We start from the raw sequence: 18,333 nt of genomic DNA on the forward strand, positions 1-18,333 counted from the left end.
GCTTCACGTTATCAGATAATAGTATTTGCCTTTAACACCTTGTGCAGTTCTGGCAGCTGACAGACGGTATCGGCGATCGCCGTAAATTTCGGGGTATTGGCAGCAAACCAGTCGTGACGAGGCCCCCAGGTGCGCGCCACGGCAATATACACATCCAGCAGCGTCAGTCGTTCTCCCAATGCAAACGGCGCGGCTTTAAGCTGACTTTCGAACCATAAATAGAGGGATTTCCGGTACGCAATGCAGTTTTTCTGCAACTGTTCCGGTGCGTCGGGCGCCCAGCGTTCGGGATAATCTGCAAACGTAAAAGTGGGATAGACGTTAGCCACAAACCAGATAAGCAAACGCTGAAACTGCTGGCGTTCGGCCTGCCCCACGGGCGGCGCAAGATCGGGACAGCGGTCGAGTACCATCAGGGCAATCGCCGCCGTTTCGGTCATGATGGCGCCATTTTCCAGCGCCAGCGTGGGCACCTGACACAGCGGATTGAGCTTTTGCAGCAACTCACGCTGCGGACCAGGCTGTTCAAACCCGTCCACGTTCACAAACTGATAAGGGATATCGGCCAGGGTCAGCATCACTTCACTGATTGCCGAGCCCCAGCCGGGTACGCCATAAAGTTTCATCATGTTGCCCCCTCAGGGATGAAAACCCTAAGTGTAGAGCACCATTAGTAGGTTATCCCAGGCGGGTTGACCTCCGACTGCGTGACCGCTTCGCCCTGTTCACCCCAGCGCGCCAGCACCTTCTGGTACTCACCCCGCGCAATCGCCCCGTCCAGCGCGGCCTGCAGAGCGTACACCAGCCCATTCCCCTTTTTCGTGGTCGTGGCGACAAAGGCTTTCTTTGGGCCTAACCCCACGACGCGCGTTTCTCCGGTGAGCGCCGCTTTCCAGGACGAAACCGACTGCGGACCAAATAACACATCCGCCCGGCCAGACTGAATATAGAGATTGCCCGAGGCATCGTCGTGGAGATAGACCGGCAGCGCAGGTTCGCGTCCCGCCTTTTTGTTCTCCTCGTTCCAGCCCAGCAGGATGCGCTCCTGATTGGTCCCCGAGCCGACAATCACCTTTTTCCCGGCCAGATCTTCCGGGTTTTTGATCGACTGAATCTCGCTGGTGGATTTCACCGAGAACGCCAGCGAATCGACGCGGTAGGTCGCAAAATCAAACTTCTCTTTACGCTGTTCGGTCACCGCAATGTTCACCAGCGCCACGTCGTAGCGTCCGGAGGCGATCCCCAGCGGCCAGTCTTCCCACGCCGTCGGTATCAGCTTCAGCTTGAGCCCCAGGCTACCCGCCAGCAGGCGGGCGATATCCGGATCGCTGCCGATGCGCGTGCGATTGTCGCTGGCCAGCAGCGCCAGCGGTGGAGAGTTCAGCATGGAAACGGCAACCGTAAGCGTTCCCGGCTCAACGAACCTGTAGTTTGCGGGGATCTTCGCCACCGCCTGCCGATCCACCGTCACCGGCAGCGGCTGCTCGTTGGCCTGCACATCAATCCCGGCGTGGCTCACCGTCGTGAAGATCAACCCAACCAGACATCCATATTTCATCTGCGCTCCTTACAGCACTTTAGAGAGGAACTGGCGCGTTCGCGGGTGCGACGGACGGTTTAAAACGTCGTCGCTGTTGCCCTGCTCCACAATTTTCCCGTCGACCATAAATACCACCTGATCCGCCACTTCCCGGGCAAATCCGATCTCATGCGTGACCACCACCAGCGTGGTGCCAGAGCGGGCCAGCTTTTTGATGACGTCCAGGACTTCCCCCACCAGCTCCGGATCCAGCGCCGAGGTAGGCTCGTCAAACAGCATTACGCGCGGACGCAGCGCCAGCGCACGGGCAATGGCAATGCGCTGCTGCTGGCCCCCGGAGAGATGGCGGGACCAGGCGTCCGCTTTATCCCTCAGCCCCACCACATCCAGCAGGCTATATGCCCTTTCCACCGCCTCTTTCCTGCTGAGCTTTTTATGCGCGATGGGCGCCTCAATCAGATTTTCCAGCACCGTGAGATGCGGAAAGAGATTGAAGTTCTGAAACACGTAACCCACGTTGACGCGCTGCTTGAGGATCTCGTTCTCTTTCAGTTCGTAAAGCCTGTCACCCTGACGACGGTAGCCAATGTAGTCCCCGTCGATCTGGATGAAGCCTTCGTCGACGCGCTCCAGGTGGTTAATGGTGCGTAGCAGCGTCGATTTACCCGAGCCGGACGGCCCGAGGATCACCGTTACGGAGCTCGGCGGGATCTCAAGCGTGACGTTGTCGAGCGCTTTATGGCGGCCAAAATATTTACTGACGCCGGTAATTGAAATATGTCCTTCAGGAGAGGCTTGCATGGACGGGCTCCTGTGCTGGCGTGGTGGTGACAGCGCGGCTACGACGGGTGGCGCTGTTCTGGTTCACGGCGGAGCGGCGTTCGCTGCGGGCGAGCCCGCGCTCAACACCATACTGGATAGCGGACAGAACGGTGGTGATCGCCAGGTACCACGCGGCACCGACCATCAGCAGCGGGATCACCTCCTGCGTGCGGTTGTAGATCATCTGGATGGTATAGAACAGCTCCGGCATCGCCAGGACATACACCATCGCCGTACCCTTGGCGAGACTGATAATTTCATTGAACCCCGAGGGCAATATGGTACGCAGCGCCTGCGGCAGAATGATCCGCACCGTGCGACGCCATGCGGGCAGGCCGAGCGCGGCGGCAGCCTCATACTGGCCGTGATCGACCCCGAGGAATCCGCCACGAATGATCTCGGCGGTATAGGCACTCTGAACGAGGGTTAACCCCACCACCGCGGTAGAAAATTGCCCGAGCACGTTGATGGTTTCAAAACTGCCCCAGGTGATGCGGGTGAACGGTACGCCGATCGAGAGCGTGTCGTAGAGATAGGAGAAGTTGTAAAGGATGATCAGCACGACTATGAGCGGCAGCGAGCGGAACAACCAGATGTATCCCCACGCCAGGCTGCTTAACAGCCAGGAGGAAGAGAGTCTCGCCAGGGCCAGCAGGCCGCCAATCACCACGCTCAGCGCAGTGCCGATCAGGGTCAGCAGCAGGGTCTGCCCGACACCTGCGAGGATCACCGGGTCAAAGAACCAGCGGGCAAACACCGCCCACTCCCAGCGCGGGTTAAAGGCCACGGACTGGATCACAACGGCCAGGATAAACAGGGCCACCACGGCGCCGACGGTCCGCAGCGGATAACGCGCCGGGACCACCTTAATGGTTTCAACGTTGCTCATCGTCGTTCCTCATGCGGTTTTACTGAACGCTTCACGTACCAGCGTTTTGGTGAAACGCAGCCGACCGTCAAACGGCGGCTGGCTGTACTCTTCCGGGTCACGGGTGAGATCGAACTGCGGCTGGTATCCCTGGCTGAGATAGAGCCGCACCGCTTCCGGTTGACGAAAACCGGTCGTCAGGTAGATCTGGCTGTAACCCGCCAGCACCGCCCTGCGCTCCAGTTCCTGCACCACGCGGGCAGCAAGCCCCTGCTGACGCAGGGATTTGTCCGTCCAGATGCGTTTAATTTCGGCGGTCCGTTCATCAAAGGGTTTGTACGCACCGGTGGCGATAATCTTCTCGTCACGTTCCAGCACGATAAACAGCCCCTGTGGCGCTAAATACCACGCCGTGAGCTCAACTTCCGCGTCCTTAGAGAAGTAGTCGCCGTAGCGGGCGGCATATTCACCGAACAGTCCCTCGATAATCGGCTGCAGTTCGGCATCTTCCGGCGAAACATCACGAAATTGTTCACGCATAGCGCCTCCTTAATCTCCCAGACCTGCCGGGTTCACCTCGGAATGAGCAATGCGCTCAACCCCTTCTCCCCAGCGGTTTAGCACTTTGTCGTAATCGCCGTTTTTGATTACGCCATTAAGCGCGGTTTGCACCGGCTCGACCAGGCCGCTGCCTTTTCTCAGCGTGACCGCGATGTGCGCCGCTTTCGGCCAGCCGCCGTCCACGCTGCCGACGAGTTTGGTTTTGCCGTTGAGCGCCGCTTTCCACGCGCCTATCACGTTCGGGCCAAAGTAGGCATCCGCGCGCCCGGACTGCAGCGCCAGCGTTTGCGCCGCATCGTCTTTGGTGTAGATCGGAGTAAAGGGTTTCAGCCCTTTCCTGAGGTTCTCGGCATTCCATGCCAGCAGAATGGCTTCCTGATTGGTACCGGAGCCCACAATAATCCTGAGCCCGGCGATGTCCTCTGCTTTTTTAAGCGAGGTAATCGGGCTGGTCGATTTCACGTAGAAACCGAGGGAGTCCTTACGGTAGGTGGCAAAATCAAACTTCTCTTTGCGCGCTTTGGTGACGGTAATATTACTGATGGCGGCATCGTATTTTCCGGACGCCACGCCCAGCGGCCAGTCTTCCCACGAGGTCGGCACCACGTTCAGCTCCAGCCCGAGGCTGTCAGCCACCAGGCGAGCGACGTCGACCTCGCTTCCCAACAGCGTTTTGTTGTCATCGGAGAAAACCGTGAGCGGCGGTTGATTCAGCCCCGCCACCGCCACGGTAAATTTCCCGGGCACGGCAAAGCGATAATCCTTCGGTAGCTGCGCCACCGCATCACCGTTTTTGACGGTGTTGATCGGCGTTTTATTGGCCTCAATACTCACGCCAGTGCCGTTAATCGTGACATTCTCTGCCCGGACGACAGGGGTAAAGGCCAGCGCGAGCGCCAGAATAAGCGATGTTTTCTGCATAGCGGTGTTCTCGTTTATTGTTGTGTGAACGTGTTTTTCGGTTGATCCAGACCTAAGCTGTCGCGCAACGTGGTGCCGGGATAGTCGGTACGGAACAGCCCGCGGGCCTGCAAAACGGGCACTACCTGGTCAACAAAGCGCGGGAAGGTATCCGGCGTGCCGCCCTGAATGATGAAGCCGTCTGCGGCATAGCCTTCAAACCAGGCCTGAAGGCCGTCTGCAACCTCTTCCGGCGTGCCGGAAAAACGCGGGCGCGGCGACGCGGCTTCCAGCGCCACCTGGCGCAGGGTTAAGTTGCGTTCGTGGGCGTTACGCTTAATTTCATCGGTGGTGCTGCGGAAGCTGTTTTTGCCTAGATCGCCGATATCCGGGAACGGCTCGTCGAGCGGATACTGGCTGAAATCGTGATGCTCAAAATAACGTCCGAGGTAATTAAGGGCGTCGTTAATCGACATCAGCGCCGCCGTAGTCTGGTACTGGTTTTCCACGTCTTCGGCATCGTTGCCAACGATGACGCTGACGCCCTGGAAAATATGCAAATCTGACGCGCGCCGACCGTTCGTTTCCAGCTGCTGCTTCACGTCGCGATAAAACGCTTTTGCTTCTTCGAAGGTGTCATGGTGGGTAAAAATGGCGTCGGCATGTTTTGCCGCCAGTTTTTTCCCGTCATCCGACGCACCGGCCTGAAAGACAACCGGACGTCCTTGCGGCGTGCGACCAATATTGAGCGGCCCGGCGACCTGGAAGAAATCCCCGTGATGATTCAGAGGGTGCAGTTTAGCCGGGTCAAAAAACTGACCGCTCTCTTTATTACGGATAAAAGCATCCTCTTCCCAGGAGTCCCAAAGTCCTTTCACCACGTCCAGATACTCATCGGCAATGCGATAGCGCAGCGCATGTTCCGGGTGTTTTTCGCGGGAAAAGTTCTTCGCTGAACCTTCCAGCGGCGAAGTCACCACGTTCCAGCCAGCGCGTCCGTTGCTCAGGTGGTCGAGGCTGGCGAACTGCCGTGCCGTGGTAAAGGGCTCGCTGTAGGAGGTGGATAAGGTTCCCACCAGCCCCAGTCGCGAGGTAATACTTGCCAGCGCGGATAACACCGTTAAGGGCTCAAACCGGTTTAAAAAATGCGGGATCGATTTTTCGTTAATATAAAGACCGTCGGCAACGAATAAGAAATCGAGTTTGCCCTCTTCCGCTTTTAATGCCGTCTCTTTAACGAAATCAAAATTGATACTGGCATCCGCGACGGCCGCCGGATGACGCCAGGCGGACATATTTCCGGATGCGCCATGCAAAATGGTCCCGAGCCGCAGTTGACGATGTGCAGACATATTTACCTCATGATTAATCAGACGTGTTGCAGGGCGTGTTCCGCAAGCTGGGCAAAATAGCGGGCAGCGGGTTCAATTAAGGCTTCATCCGGATTAAATGCCGGGTGGTGTAAACCAAACGGACTGTTGCTGCCGATGCTGACAAACGCGCCGGGTACAGACTGGAGATAAACTGCGAAATCTTCTCCGCCCATATGTAGCTCGGCGTGATGGGTTTCATACCCCGCTTCACGGGCGACCGAGGTGGCGAAATCGGCCCAGCGTTGGTCATTGACCAGCGCAGTGGGCCCGGCAAACCAGGTGATATCAATCTGCGCGCTAAAGGCACTGGCAAAACCGGCCGCAATTTCCCCCACGCGGGCCTTCACGTTCTGCTGCACTTCCGTGCGGTGGGTGCGTAGCGTACCTTCCAGCTCAACGCTTTCCGGCAGCACGTTCCAGGTGTTGCCCCCGGCAATGCGCGTCACGCTCAGCACCACCGAATCCAGCGTATTCACATTGCGGCTGGCGACGCTTTGCAGCGCGGTCACCAGCTGGCTGGCCAGGAGAATAGCGTCGTTGCCTTCATGCGGGCGCGCGGCGTGCGCGCCTTTACCGGTAATGCGGATCGCGAAGCGGTCGACGTTGGCATAGAACGGCCCGCCACGGGTCGCGAACTTCCCCACCGGCAGGCCGGGCTCGTTGTGCATCCCAAAAATCGCGCTGACATCCTGCAGGGCACCGGCCCGCACCATGCTCTTCGCCCCCCCAAAGTTCTCTTCGGCTGGCTGAAACAGGATACGCACCCGCCCCTTAAGCGAGGCTTCCCGCGCTTTCAGTTTTAACGCTGCACCGAGGATCACGCTGGTATGGATATCGTGTCCGCAGGCATGCATCACGCCGGGCTGCTGCGAGCTAAACGGCACGCCGCTGCGCTCCTCAATGGGCAGGGCATCAATGTCTGCCCGCAGCGCGATCAGTTTGTTACCGGTCCCGATCTCCGCCACCACACCGGTCGGCAGGTCGTAAGGCAGCGGCGTGATGCCCGCGGCTGACAGCCACCGGCGCAGGCGCGCCGTCGTTTCCACTTCCTGGCCGGACAGCTCCGGGTTCTGATGCAGCTCGCGACGCCAGGCAATCAGTTGTTCACCAAAGCTCATACGGTAACCTCCGTGTTCAGACGCGCCTCGGCCAGCAAACGCAGGGACTGCACGCGCGTTGCCCCCTCCGCAACCGGCGTGTCGATGATAAATTCGTCGATCCCCCACTGCGCGTGTAGCGCGTTCAGCTGTTCCAGCACCGACTCCGCCGTCCCCGCCAGCAGCGACTGGGCGCGACGGGCGATGCGCACCAGCTCGCTCCCGGCCTGACGCGCAAAGGCATAGGCCTGATCCTCGCTGGCGACGGTCACGCGCTGACCGTTTGCCAGCTCAACACCCCACACTTCGACCTTCTGCGCCAGGGCTTCGGCCTCAACCTGGGTCGGTGCGATAATCGCCTGCACCGCCACTATCACCTCCCGCGCGCTGTTCTTACGCCAGGTCGAAACCACCTCGCGTAACAGTTCCGGGTCTCCGTTCAGATGCGCGGCAAAGACAAAGTGCCAGTCGAGTGATGCGGCGAGCAGCGCGCTTTCCGTGCTGGCGCCCAGCAGAAAACCCTGTGCAGGTACCGGCGGCAGCGGCGTGGCGCGAACGGCTTCCTCCGCTGAGTGGTTTTCAGGGCGGATCCAGCGATCGAGCTGGGCCAACTGTTCGGCAAAGCTGCCCTTTTCCTGCTGATCCAGCCCCTGCTGCAGCGCGCGGGTCGAGAGCGGTAATCCGCCAGGCGCTTTTCCGACGCCAAGATCCACGCGGCCGGGCGCCAGCGCGGCCAGCACGTTGAAATTCTCGGCGACTTTATACGGGCTGTAGTGCTGGAGCATGACGCCCCCGGAACCGACCCGGATGCGCGTTGTTTGCCCGAGGATCCAGGCAATCAGCAGCTCCGGCGAGGGACTGGCAAGCTGAGGGGTATTGTGGTGTTCGGCAATCCAGAAGCGGTGATAGCCCAGATTTTCTGCCTGCTGCGCCAGCGCTAACGTACGCGCCAGTGCATCGGCAGCCGTTTCGTTTTCAGCGATGGGGCTTTTGTCCAGAATGCTGATTCGCCATGACATGTTGCGTTCTCGTTTGACTTAACATGTCGACATTATTAAGGGCGTATTTCACCACTGAGAAACAATTAATTTACATTTAGTTTTCTGGAAATCAGATATACAGCGCCCTGCTAGGGGTGAGTTTTCAGCGAAGCAATCAGCGCATCCGCCTCCTGGCGACGGGTGATGCGAACAAACTGAATGTGGGCGTATTGCGGGTTTTTCATATCAGCGTCGTAACGCTCGCGGTTAATGCGCCAGGTTTTAAGGGTCCAGATGATGATGGATTCCCGGCTGAAAAATGAGCGGCGGAAGCTTTCGCAGTTTCCTGTGCCAGGCCACAGTTCCTGTTGGTGCCATGCGCGTTTAAACGCGCGCGTCACCGCCTGCCAGAGGGTACGGACAAAACCGCAGTCCACCCACACGACCAGATCAACCTCACGCCATTTCACCGGGCGCGTGCGGTTGTAGTTGCCATCAAGCACCCAGCCGGGTGTGGCAGCGAGCGTATTTTCCAGCGTCTCCAGTAGCTCCTCATCGGGCGTTCCCTTCCACTCAGAACGCCAGTAGAGCCTGTCCATCTCAATATAAGGGAGCGACAGTTCCGTCGCGATGCGCCGGGCAAGCGTACTTTTTCCGCTCCCGCTGGTACCGATAATATTGATTTTCACCGTTCCGCCTGGCCATGCTGAAGAAAACATTTCGGATCATATCGTTTTATTTTTGTTAATGAAATGCCCGTGACGCGCTGCCTCATTGCGCGCTACCTCAACGTAATTATTAAGGATTTCTGATGATTAAAGCAGCACTTCACTATTAGTTCTGTCTAAAAACTCGCCACGATTCAGCGTGTTGTAATCCTCATCTGCTCTGACCACACGATTTCCTTCGACCTGCATCACTTTCGACACGGTTATATTTTGCGTCGCTTATGAATTGCAGGTAGGATGCCTCGCCATGTTTCGCCTTATCCATACGCAGAATGACTGAGAAGGCGACATGTGTTTGCGCAGAAGCAATCGTTTGTATCGCTCTCTGCCAGGCAGGACTATCACGATAATGGTTCAGACAGGCAAACAGGTAACTCAATGAAAACAAGCAATAAAAGCGCAGCCGATCATCACGCTGCTAAACGTCGCTGGTTGAACTCCCACGAAGAGGGCTACCACAAAGCGATGGGCAACCGTCAGGTGCAAATGATCGCCATCGGCGGCGCTATCGGAACAGGTCTGTTTTTAGGTGCTGGTGCGCGTCTGCAAATGGCTGGCCCGGCTCTCGCCCTGGTGTATCTGGTGTGCGGGATCTTCTCTTTCTTCATTCTTCGCGCACTGGGTGAACTGGTGCTGCATCGTCCGTCCAGCGGGAGTTTTGTTTCCTACGCCCGTGAATTCCTCGGTGAAAAAGCGGCCTACGTGGCAGGCTGGATGTACTTCGTCAACTGGGCGATGACCGGTATCGTCGATATCACCGCCGTTGCGCTCTACATGCACTACTGGGGCGCGTTCGGTGACGTGCCGCAGTGGATCTTTGCCCTTGGTGCGCTGGCGATTGTCGGCACCATGAACATGATCGGCGTGAAGTGGTTCGCCGAAATGGAGTTCTGGTTTGCGCTGGTAAAAGTGCTGGCGATTGTGATTTTCCTGGTCGTCGGGACCGTGTTCCTCGGCAGCGGTAAGCCGCTGGATGGCAATGCCACCGGCTTCCACCTGATAACCGATAACGGCGGTTTCTTCCCGCACGGTCTGCTGCCTGCGCTGGTTCTGGTTCAGGGCGTCGTGTTTGCCTTTGCCTCTATCGAACTGGTGGGTACCGCAGCGGGTGAATGTAAAGACCCGCAGACCATGGTGCCGAAAGCCATTAACAGCGTGATCTGGCGTATCGGTCTGTTCTACGTTGGTTCCGTGGTGCTGCTGGTTCTGCTGCTGCCGTGGAATGCCTATCAGGCTGGTCAGAGCCCGTTTGTCACCTTCTTCTCTAAGCTCGGCGTGCCTTACGTTGGCAGCATCATGAACATCGTGGTACTGACGGCGGCACTCTCCAGCCTCAACTCCGGCCTTTACTCTACCGGTCGTATCCTGCGCTCTATGTCGATGGGCGGTTCTGCGCCGAAGTTCATGTCGAAGATGAGCAAGCAGCACGTACCGTATGCCGGTATTCTGGCGACCCTGGTAGTGTATGTCTTCGGTGTATTCCTGAACTATCTGGTGCCGTCTCAGGTTTTCGAGATCGTTCTGAACGTGGCCGCACTTGGGATTATCGCCTCCTGGGCCTTTATCGTGGTTTGCCAGATGCGCCTGCGTAAAGCCATTAAAGAAGGCAAAGCCGCAGACGTCAGCTTTAAGCTGCCGGGCGCACCGGTGACCTCATGGCTCACCCTGCTCTTCCTGTTTAGCGTGCTGGTACTGATGGCGTTCGACTACCCGAACGGTACCTATACCATCGCCACCATTCCGCTGCTGGCCGTATTGCTGATCGCAGGCTGGTTCGGCGTACGTAAACGCGTTCACGAAATTCACAGCACCGCGCCGGTTCATCCTGATGATGAAAAACACGACGCACCGCTGGTGGAAGAGACCTCGCGTTAATAAAAAAGCCGGGTGGCGGCTTCGCCTTACCCGGCCTATATCTTATCGTTTTTGTAGGCCCGGTAAGCGCAGCGCCACCGGGCAATTCCCACATTAGAGTGCAATACGAATCACATCATCAGGCTGAGTGGCTTCCTGCTGGCGAGTGGATTTTTGTTTCACCGTCACGTACAGGATTTTGCCATCGGCAGACAGCGCCAGGCTATTCGGGTAGACAGGCGTGTCGAAAGTTTTTGTCACCTTATAAGACTTCGCGTCAATCACGCTCACTTTACCGGCTTCACGGTGCGTCACGTAGGCTTCATTGCGAGCCGGGTTAAACAGAACCGCCAGTGATTCAGGCGCCGCAATTTTCTCAATCACGCTGCCGTCTTTCAGGCTCACCACCAGCACTTCCGGCTGTTTTGAGTCGGTCAGGAAGGCACGCTGACCGGCGGTGTCCAGGCTCAAATTCAGGTAGAAGTGTTCTTTGCCGTCGTCCTGCACTTTTTTGCGGCTGAGGATGGTGTGGGTGGCGGTATCAATGGTGACCAGCTCGCCGTCCGCATTCGTTGTATACAGGCGTTTCGCCCTGGCATCAAGCGCCAGCCCGGTGCTGTAGGTACCCGTATTTGCGATGGTTCCTTTCAGCTTCAGCGTGGCGCCATCCACCACCCAAATCACGCTCTCTTTGCCCACCCCGGTGATGTAAATCGTGTTGCTCGCGTCATCCGCCACCAGCTGTCGCGGCTGCAGCGGTTTCACCGTTTCGCTGCGCTGGCGACTATCGAGCACCAGACGCCCTTTCACGTCGCCCGTTTTCGCATCAATGGCCGTCACCGCACCGTTGATCGTGTTACCCAACCACAGGGTTTGCGTCGCGCCGTCGAGGGTTGCACCAAAAGGTTTGAGATCGCTATGAATGGCCTGCGTGACCTCCAGCGTGGCAGGATCAAGACGATAGATAATCCCACCCTTGTCAGTTTTACGGCTTTGCGACGTCGCAACCCACAGCGCATTCTCCTGCTGGCTGACCGCCATTTCATAGGCACCTTTACCCACTGCTTTACGCAGCATCTCTTCGGCGGCATGCACCTGGAAGGTTCCGGCAAACAGTAAAGCGGCAGACAGCAGAGAGGTGCTCAGTCGCGGTGAGCACAGATGGCGTAAAGACATAACAATTCCTTTTTTGAAAAATGGGAGTACGGCTGACATCGCTTCCGGCTGGCAACGTCATGGCGTCGCCGTTATGATAATGAGAATAGTAATCATTAATGAATTAAAAGTGGAGTTTTTCTTTCCCTTCTCGCCTTTCATTAACGCAATGTGCGGTTATAGTTTTCAAAACATTTACAAAACCTTTAACATGTATGGACATGTTCCATTTGGTTCGTTTACACACCACAACCGGTTTTACTCATGAAAATCATTTCTGCCCGTAAGGCATCTCTCCCGCTGCTGCTGGTCCCCGTTGTTTTTGTGCCGCTTAGTGCGATCGGCGCAGAGGAACAAACCATGATCGTCAGCGCCACGCCGCAAACCGTATCAGAGCTTGATACCCCGGCGGCGGTCAGCGTCGTGAATGGCGATGATATGCGTCATGCCACGCCACGCATTAACCTCTCTGAATCGCTTGGCAGCGTTCCAGGGCTGCAAATCCAGAACCGGCAGAACTATGCCCAGGATCTCCAGCTTTCAGTGCGTGGGTTTGGTGCCCGATCAACGTTTGGCGTGCGCGGCATTCGCATGTATGTCGACGGTATCCCTGCCACCATGCCGGACGGACAGGGCCAGACGTCTAACATCGATCTCTCCAGCATTGACAGCGTTGAAGTGCTGCGTGGCCCCTTCTCTGCCCTGTACGGTAACGCCTCTGGCGGCGTGATTAACATGACTACCCAGACCGGGCAGCAGCCACCGACCCTTGAGGCGAGCAGCTATTACGGCAGTTACGGTACATGGCGCTATGGAATGAAAGCCACCGGCGCCATGGGGGACGGAACGCATGCGGGAGACGTGGATTACACGGTTTCGACTACCCGCTTCACCACCAAAGGCTTCCGCGACCACAGCGGCGCGCGGAAGAATCTGGCTAACGCCAAACTGGGTGTACGCATTGACGACGCCAGCAAGCTGACGCTGATTTTCAACAGCGTGGACATGAAAGCCAACGATCCGGGCGGGCTGAGCTATCAGGAGTGGCAAAACAACCCACGTCAGTCTCCGCGCGGCGATCAGTACAACACGCGCAAGACCATCAAGCAGACCCAGGCCGGTCTGCGCTATGACCGCCAGCTTAGCGCTCAGGACGATCTGAGCGTGATGATGTATGCCGGTGAGCGTGAAATGACGCAGTATCAGTCGATTCCTTATCAGCCGCAGCTGCGACCTTCTCACTCCGGCGGCGTGATTGATATGCAGCGCCACTATCAGGGCGTTGATACCCGCTGGACGCACCGTGGTGAGCTGCTGGTGCCGGTCACCTTCACCACCGGTCTGAACTATGAAAACATGAGTGAAGATCGTCGCGGGTACGAAAACTTCGTGATGAACAACGGCGTGCCGGATTACGGCGTTAAAGGCGATAAGCGTCGTGATGAACGCAATCTGATGTGGAACGTCGATCCTTATCTGCAAACCAGCTGGCAGTTAACGCAGAAACTTTCCGTCGACGCGGGCGTGCGCTACAGCTCGGTCTGGTTCGATTCCAACGACCACTATGTTACGCCGGGGAACGGCGATGACAGCGGTGACGCGAGCTATCACAAATGGCTCCCGGCAGGCTCGGTGAAATATGCGGTGACGGACGCGTGGAACCTCTATGCGGCCGCAGGACGTGGCTTCGAAACGCCGACCATCAACGAACTTTCTTATCGCGCCGATAATCAGGGCGGCCTGAACATCGGCCTGAAACCTTCCACGAACAACACCTATGAAGTGGGCAGCAAAACCCGCATCGGTAATGGTCTGCTGACGGCAGCGCTGTTCCGCACAGACACAGATGATGAGATCGTGGTCGATGCCAGCGCTGGCGGTCGTACAAGCTATAAAAATGCCGGGAAAACCCGCCGTCAGGGGGTAGAAGTCTCTCTCGATCAGCAGTTTGCTGAGAACTGGAAGCTGAAAATGGCGTGGACATACCTGGACGCCACCTACCGCACCAACGTCTGCGGCGATGCTGACTGTAATGGCAACCGTATGCCGGGCATAGCCCGCAATATGGGCTTCGCGTCGTTTGGCTGGCAGCCAGAAGAAGGCTGGTACGCGGGTTCTGACGTGCGCTATATGAGCGACATCATGGCTGATGACGAAAACACGGCGAAAGCGCCGTCGTACACGGTGGTTGGGCTCAATACCGGGTATAAATTTAACTATGGCAACTGGGGGATGGACGTCTTTGGCCGCGTAGATAACCTGTTCGACAAAGAGTATGTCGGCTCCGTTATTGTTAACGAATCGAACGGGCGTTATTACGAGCCCGCACCTGGCCGTAACTACGGTGTTGGTCTGTCGGTCTCTTATCGCTTCGAGTGAGAAAAAAAGTAAAGTTTATTTTATAAATGAAATAATGCTCCTGATGGCAATAAGCCATCAGGAGTTATTCACCAGATAAATAATTAGGTGCGGGATATAGTCGCTCTGCTAAATAATCTCTTAGTTAAAATATTGTCGCTGTAAAAGCGTATTCGCTTCATCAATCAACTTATCAATGGCCTTCTGGCTGGCATCAACATCTCTTCTCTCAAGGGCTGAAAGCAGCTCGTCATAGTGATAAGTCGACACTTTGATGTCATCAAGCTCACGGTGAAGATAGTTAATACACGGGCCGATGCGCACCCATAGCTGTTCAATCAACGCATTCAGCGTCGGCATTTCGGCATACTGATAAAGCGTAAACCGGAAGACACGATTCGCATGGAGCGCCTGCTGGACGTTCCCGTTGCGCATGGCCTCATGAAATACGTCCGACAATTTGCGCAACGTCTCCAGCTTTTGCTCAGACATATTCTGACAGGCCGCGGCGACTGCCATGGGCTCAAGCTGTTTGCGAATGGCGTTAATTTCGTTATAACGATCCAGCGTGACCTCTGGCACCAGAAAGGCCTGCGCGGGCGTAGCGTGTAACGCCCCTGCCGACACCAGACGCAGCAGCGCTTCGCGGACCGGCGTAATACTGGTTCCCAATTTATCGGCAATCTCTTTCGTAATCAGCCGTGCGCCAGATTTGAGGGAGCCTGTAATTAATGCTCCTTTCAAACTGAGTTCAACTTGCATGGTAAGACTGATCCTTTGGGCTTTTTCTAAGTGATCCAAATCAAGCATGTTCAATTCCTGTAGCTAAAACTTAATGCTATTTTTAAGCGTCGGTTTAATAAAACGACGCTGCTTCGATATATCCTGTATCGTCATGCCTGGTGGTGGGAAGTACGTAAAAACAGCAAAAAAAGCAAACTGTGATTTTTTATCGGCTTCGGGCGCATCCGGGATGATGGCGCGAAAAACCATGTCCGTTAATTAAAGACAATATATCGTATCTTCACAAATAAATATGGCGGGAAACCCCGCCATCATGCTTTTTATTTATTGTCACCCGCGACGCGAATCACGACTTTGCCGAAATTTCGACCTTCCAGCAGGCCAATCAGCGCCTCGGGCGCGTTCTCCAGCCCATCCGTGACCTGTTCACGATAGTGAATTTTACCTTCCTGCACCCAGCGCCCCATCTCGTCCTGGAACGCCTTAATGTGGTGGCCATAGTCCTGAGCGATAATGAACCCCTGCATCCGAATACGTTTCTTCAGAATGGTGCCCATCAGCAGCGGCAAGCGATCCGGTCCTTCAGGCAAGCCCGTCGCATTGTAGCCACTCACCAGGCCGCAAACCGGCACGCGCGCAGAGGTATTCAGTAGCGGCAGTACGGCGTCAAAGACTTTCCCCCCGACGTTTTCATAATAGACATCAATCCCTTTCGGGCAGGCGTGCTTCAGCTGGTCGGCAAAATCCGCCGCGTGGTGATCGAGACACTGATCAAACCCAAGAACATCAACGGCATGACGGCACTTTTCTGCCCCACCGGCAACGCCCACTACCCGGCAACCTTTGATTTTGCCAATCTGCCCAACGGTGGCGCCAACCGGACCTGTCGCCGCAGCAACCACCAGCGTTTCACCCGCTTTCGGTTGTCCGATATCCAGTAACCCCATATAGGCGGTAAAACCAGGCATACCCAGAACACCCAGCGACCAGGAAGGATGAGACGGATTGTCGCCCAGCTTGACCAGGCCGCTGCCGTCCGAAAGTTCATATTCCTGCCAGCCGCTGTAGCCCAGCACCCATTCACCGGGTTTGAAATCGGGATGGTTTGACTGCTCAACGCGGCTGACCGTTCCCCCGACCATCACGGCACCCACCTCTACCGGAGGGGAATAGGATGGCGCATCGCTCATGCGACCCCGCATATACGGATCCAGCGACAGCCAGACGGTACGAAGCAACAGTTGCCCCTCAACGGGCGCGGGAACAGGTTGTGTTTCCAGACGGAAATTTTCCGCGACCGGCGCGCCCTGTGGACGAGAAGCCAGCACCCAGCGGCGATTTTGCGAAACAGCGTGATTCATCAGGATCTCCTTCTGCTACAAATGTCATTACAGCCTGGCTCATGAACGGCGTTATCGCTTCCTTTACGAGCCCGACTGGTTAAGCCGTACAACCAGATAGACACAGCTTTCATTCGTTTCGTTGATGAAACGGCAGTCATTTGGCGGCCCAAGTTCAAGACAGTCACCGGCCTGCATCTCGTGGCGTGTGTCGCCTTCCTGAAACACCAGCTCGCCGGACTGCAGCCAGATGAGCTGACGAGCCAGCGCGTAAGACGATGCGGGCATCGGCACATCGCTCCCGGCAGGCAGTTCTACCTGAACAAGGTCGATGGGCAGATCGGTACGGGGAGAAACATGACGGCGGAGATAGTGCGTTTGCGGGTCGCGCCAGACAGGCTGGTTGGCAAGGCGCAGGAGTTTACCTTCCTGCATCTCCGCGCGTGCAATCAGCGTGGACATGCTGATGCCAAACGCGCCGGACAGGCGGGCAAGAAGAGTCGCTGTCGGGCTGCTGTCTCCCCGCTCAATTTTGTGGATCATCGCGCGCGAGACCCCTGCCCGGTCAGCCAGCTCGCTCAGGGACCATCCGCGGGACTCGCGTTCAAGACGAATTCTTGCACTAATTCGTTGATTCATTGTGTCTGTTATTGTGTTCATGACGTCATACTATAGTGTATGAATGGCATTTCAATGGGGTTCTGATAACAAAAAAATAGGGCTTATGGCGTAGCGCCCGGACGATGCAGTTGTGTAATATCGTATCTACAACGTAATACTATAGTGAACAACACACAGAGGGAACATCATGATCGTTCGTCATGCCTGCAAAGAAGACTGCGCTGCGATAGGAGAGATCTATAACCACGCGGTGCTGCATACTGCCGCGATCTGGAACGATAAAACCGTCGATACCGATAACCGTATCGCGTGGTTTGAGGCTCGTACACTTGCAGGCTATCCGGTTCTGGTGAGCGAGGAAAACGGTGTTATTACCGGATACGCCTCTTTCGGTGACTGGCGAGCCTTTGATGGTTTCCGCCATACGGTAGAACATTCGGTCTATGTCCATCCGGATCATCAGGGCAAGGGGATTGGCCGCACGTTAATGAAAGCGCTGATTAACGAGGCCCGCACCATCGGTAAACATGTGATGGTGGCCGGTATTGAAGCGCAAAATCAGGCCTCCATTCACCTTCATGAAACCCTCGGTTTCGTGACTACCGGACAAATGCCGCAGGTGGGAACCAAGTTTGGCCGGTGGCTGGACTTAATCTTTATGCAGCTGCAGCTTGACGAGCGCAGCGACCCGGACGCTATTCCATGAATCAATCACTGACGCTGGCATTTCTGGTGGCGGCGGGGATCGGTCTGGTGGTACAGAATACCTTGATGGTGCGCATCACCCAATCCTCCTCCACCATTCTGATCGCGATGCTGCTCAACTCGCTGGTCGGCATCGTGTTGTTTGTCAGCATTCTGCTGCTGAAACAGGGCGTCGCCGGGTTTAGCGAGCTGGCCGCAACGGTGCGCTGGTGGACGCTTATTCCGGGACTGCTGGGTTCGTTTTTCGTCTTTGCCAGTATCAGCGGATATCAGAACGTTGGCGCAGCGACCACCATCGCCGTACTGGTGGCCAGCCAGCTGATCGGTGGGCTGGTGATGGACGTTCTGAGAAGCCATGGCGTTCCACTCCGCGCCCTGGCGGGCCCGGTGTGCGGTGCGGTGATGCTGGTTGTCGGAGCCTGGCTGGTCGCACGACGCCAGTTTTGAGGCTACAGAATCGTGCCGCCTTTGGTCAGCTGTTCCTGCCGCGCGTCCATTTCTTCTTTATGCTGCTTACCGTGATGCGAAATCGCGGTACGCAGACGCTGCTGCTGGGTATAGCGTTCTTCCCGGCTGAGCTCGGCATCATCGCTCAGTTCAATCAGCAGTTCGTTCATATGGGCAATCACGCTCTCGTCGATGGCGGCATCCACGCGGGCGATCACGTCGTTTAAATGTGACATTGTC

The 18,333-nt window shown here is 56.5% G+C and carries 19 protein-coding genes; 4 read left to right on the plus strand and 15 right to left on the minus strand.

The genetic code is table 11. The features are described 5' to 3' along the window. Positions 1-11: 11 nt before the first annotated feature. From G0034_RS11685 to G0034_RS11730, 10 genes are all read right to left on the minus strand, one after another. On the minus strand, positions 12-629 hold the full coding sequence (locus G0034_RS11685) for a glutathione S-transferase family protein (RefSeq protein WP_179120895.1): 618 nt from the start codon (positions 627-629) through the stop codon (positions 12-14). A gap of 41 nt (positions 630-670) precedes the next feature. Further along, positions 671-1,558 (minus strand): transporter substrate-binding domain-containing protein, encoded by an 888-nt coding sequence (locus G0034_RS11690; RefSeq protein WP_179120896.1) that lies wholly within the window; start codon positions 1,556-1,558, stop codon positions 671-673. Between the two features lie 9 nt (positions 1,559-1,567). After that, the gene (locus G0034_RS11695) at positions 1,568-2,341 is read right to left on the minus strand and encodes an amino acid ABC transporter ATP-binding protein (RefSeq protein ID WP_179120897.1); all 774 of its coding nucleotides are present in this window, start codon (positions 2,339-2,341) and stop codon (positions 1,568-1,570) included. Next, complete coding sequence (locus tag G0034_RS11700; protein WP_032636418.1) at positions 2,325-3,251, minus strand: amino acid ABC transporter permease; 927 nt, start codon at positions 3,249-3,251, stop codon at positions 2,325-2,327. The genes G0034_RS11695 and G0034_RS11700 overlap by 17 nt, the downstream gene beginning before the upstream one ends. Before the next feature lie 9 nt (positions 3,252-3,260). After that, entirely contained in the window at positions 3,261-3,770 is a 510-nt protein-coding gene (locus G0034_RS11705; RefSeq protein WP_023330489.1) for a GNAT family N-acetyltransferase, read from the minus strand. Positions 3,771-3,779: 9 nt separating this feature from the next. Beyond that, positions 3,780-4,712, minus strand: a complete 933-nt coding sequence (locus G0034_RS23640) for an ABC transporter substrate-binding protein (protein ID WP_045268196.1) — start codon at positions 4,710-4,712, stop codon at positions 3,780-3,782. Between the two features lie 14 nt (positions 4,713-4,726). Further along, positions 4,727-6,043, minus strand: a complete 1,317-nt coding sequence (locus G0034_RS23645) for an LLM class flavin-dependent oxidoreductase (RefSeq protein ID WP_179120898.1) — start codon at positions 6,041-6,043, stop codon at positions 4,727-4,729. A 17-nt stretch (positions 6,044-6,060) separates the two neighbouring features. Then, positions 6,061-7,182 carry an amidohydrolase gene (locus G0034_RS11720; protein ID WP_045268198.1) on the minus strand — a complete coding sequence of 374 codons (1,122 nt, stop codon included), beginning with the start codon at positions 7,180-7,182 and terminating at the stop codon, positions 6,061-6,063. After that, complete coding sequence (locus tag G0034_RS11725) at positions 7,179-8,180, minus strand: LLM class flavin-dependent oxidoreductase (RefSeq protein WP_179120899.1); 1,002 nt, start codon at positions 8,178-8,180, stop codon at positions 7,179-7,181. Before G0034_RS11725 ends, G0034_RS11720 begins: the two co-directional genes overlap by 4 nt. 110 nt (positions 8,181-8,290) lie before the next feature. Then, positions 8,291-8,830 (minus strand): AAA family ATPase, encoded by a 540-nt coding sequence (locus G0034_RS11730; protein ID WP_063666479.1) that lies wholly within the window; start codon positions 8,828-8,830, stop codon positions 8,291-8,293. A gap of 417 nt (positions 8,831-9,247) precedes the next feature. Between G0034_RS11730 and ansP the strand changes: the two genes are divergently transcribed. Next, on the plus strand, positions 9,248-10,744 hold the full coding sequence (ansP, locus tag G0034_RS11735; RefSeq protein ID WP_179120900.1) for an L-asparagine permease: 1,497 nt from the start codon (positions 9,248-9,250) through the stop codon (positions 10,742-10,744). Between the two features lie 93 nt (positions 10,745-10,837). On the opposite strand, the gene yncE is transcribed toward ansP, so the two are convergent. After that, complete coding sequence (yncE, locus tag G0034_RS11740; RefSeq protein ID WP_063666476.1) at positions 10,838-11,899, minus strand: 7-bladed beta-propeller protein YncE; 1,062 nt, start codon at positions 11,897-11,899, stop codon at positions 10,838-10,840. A 243-nt stretch (positions 11,900-12,142) separates the two neighbouring features. On the opposite strand from yncE, the gene pqqU reads away from it, so the two are divergent. Next, positions 12,143-14,257: a TonB-dependent receptor PqqU gene (pqqU, locus tag G0034_RS11745; protein ID WP_014883945.1), complete on the plus strand. Its 2,115-nt coding sequence runs from the start codon at positions 12,143-12,145 to the stop codon at positions 14,255-14,257. A 120-nt stretch (positions 14,258-14,377) separates the two neighbouring features. On the opposite strand, the gene G0034_RS11750 is transcribed toward pqqU, so the two are convergent. The 3 genes from G0034_RS11750 to G0034_RS11760 all read right to left on the minus strand — a co-directional run bounded on the left by G0034_RS11750 (position 14,378) and on the right by G0034_RS11760 (position 16,980). Then, positions 14,378-15,046: a GntR family transcriptional regulator gene (locus G0034_RS11750; protein ID WP_179120901.1), complete on the minus strand. Its 669-nt coding sequence runs from the start codon at positions 15,044-15,046 to the stop codon at positions 14,378-14,380. A gap of 254 nt (positions 15,047-15,300) precedes the next feature. Next, positions 15,301-16,341: an NADPH-dependent curcumin/dihydrocurcumin reductase gene (gene curA / locus G0034_RS11755; protein WP_179120902.1), complete on the minus strand. Its 1,041-nt coding sequence runs from the start codon at positions 16,339-16,341 to the stop codon at positions 15,301-15,303. Positions 16,342-16,404: 63 nt separating this feature from the next. After that, positions 16,405-16,980, minus strand: coding sequence for a helix-turn-helix domain-containing protein (locus G0034_RS11760; RefSeq protein ID WP_014883947.1), 576 nt, complete (start codon positions 16,978-16,980; stop codon positions 16,405-16,407). Between the two features lie 148 nt (positions 16,981-17,128). On the opposite strand from G0034_RS11760, the gene G0034_RS11765 reads away from it, so the two are divergent. Next, positions 17,129-17,647, plus strand: a complete 519-nt coding sequence (locus G0034_RS11765; RefSeq protein WP_179120903.1) for a GNAT family N-acetyltransferase — start codon at positions 17,129-17,131, stop codon at positions 17,645-17,647. Further along, positions 17,644-18,093 carry a DMT family transporter gene (locus tag G0034_RS11770; protein ID WP_014883949.1) on the plus strand — a complete coding sequence of 150 codons (450 nt, stop codon included), beginning with the start codon at positions 17,644-17,646 and terminating at the stop codon, positions 18,091-18,093. Before G0034_RS11765 ends, G0034_RS11770 begins: the two co-directional genes overlap by 4 nt. 2 nt (positions 18,094-18,095) lie before the next feature. Here the strand turns inward: G0034_RS11770 and G0034_RS11775 are convergent, their stop codons facing one another. Beyond that, positions 18,096-18,329, minus strand: coding sequence for a YdcY family protein (locus tag G0034_RS11775; RefSeq protein ID WP_014883950.1), 234 nt, complete (start codon positions 18,327-18,329; stop codon positions 18,096-18,098). Positions 18,330-18,333: the final 4 nt, after the last annotated feature.

This window comes from Enterobacter sp. T2 (genome assembly GCF_010692925.1).
In the GTDB taxonomy this organism is placed as follows: domain Bacteria; phylum Pseudomonadota; class Gammaproteobacteria; order Enterobacterales; family Enterobacteriaceae; genus Enterobacter; species Enterobacter kobei.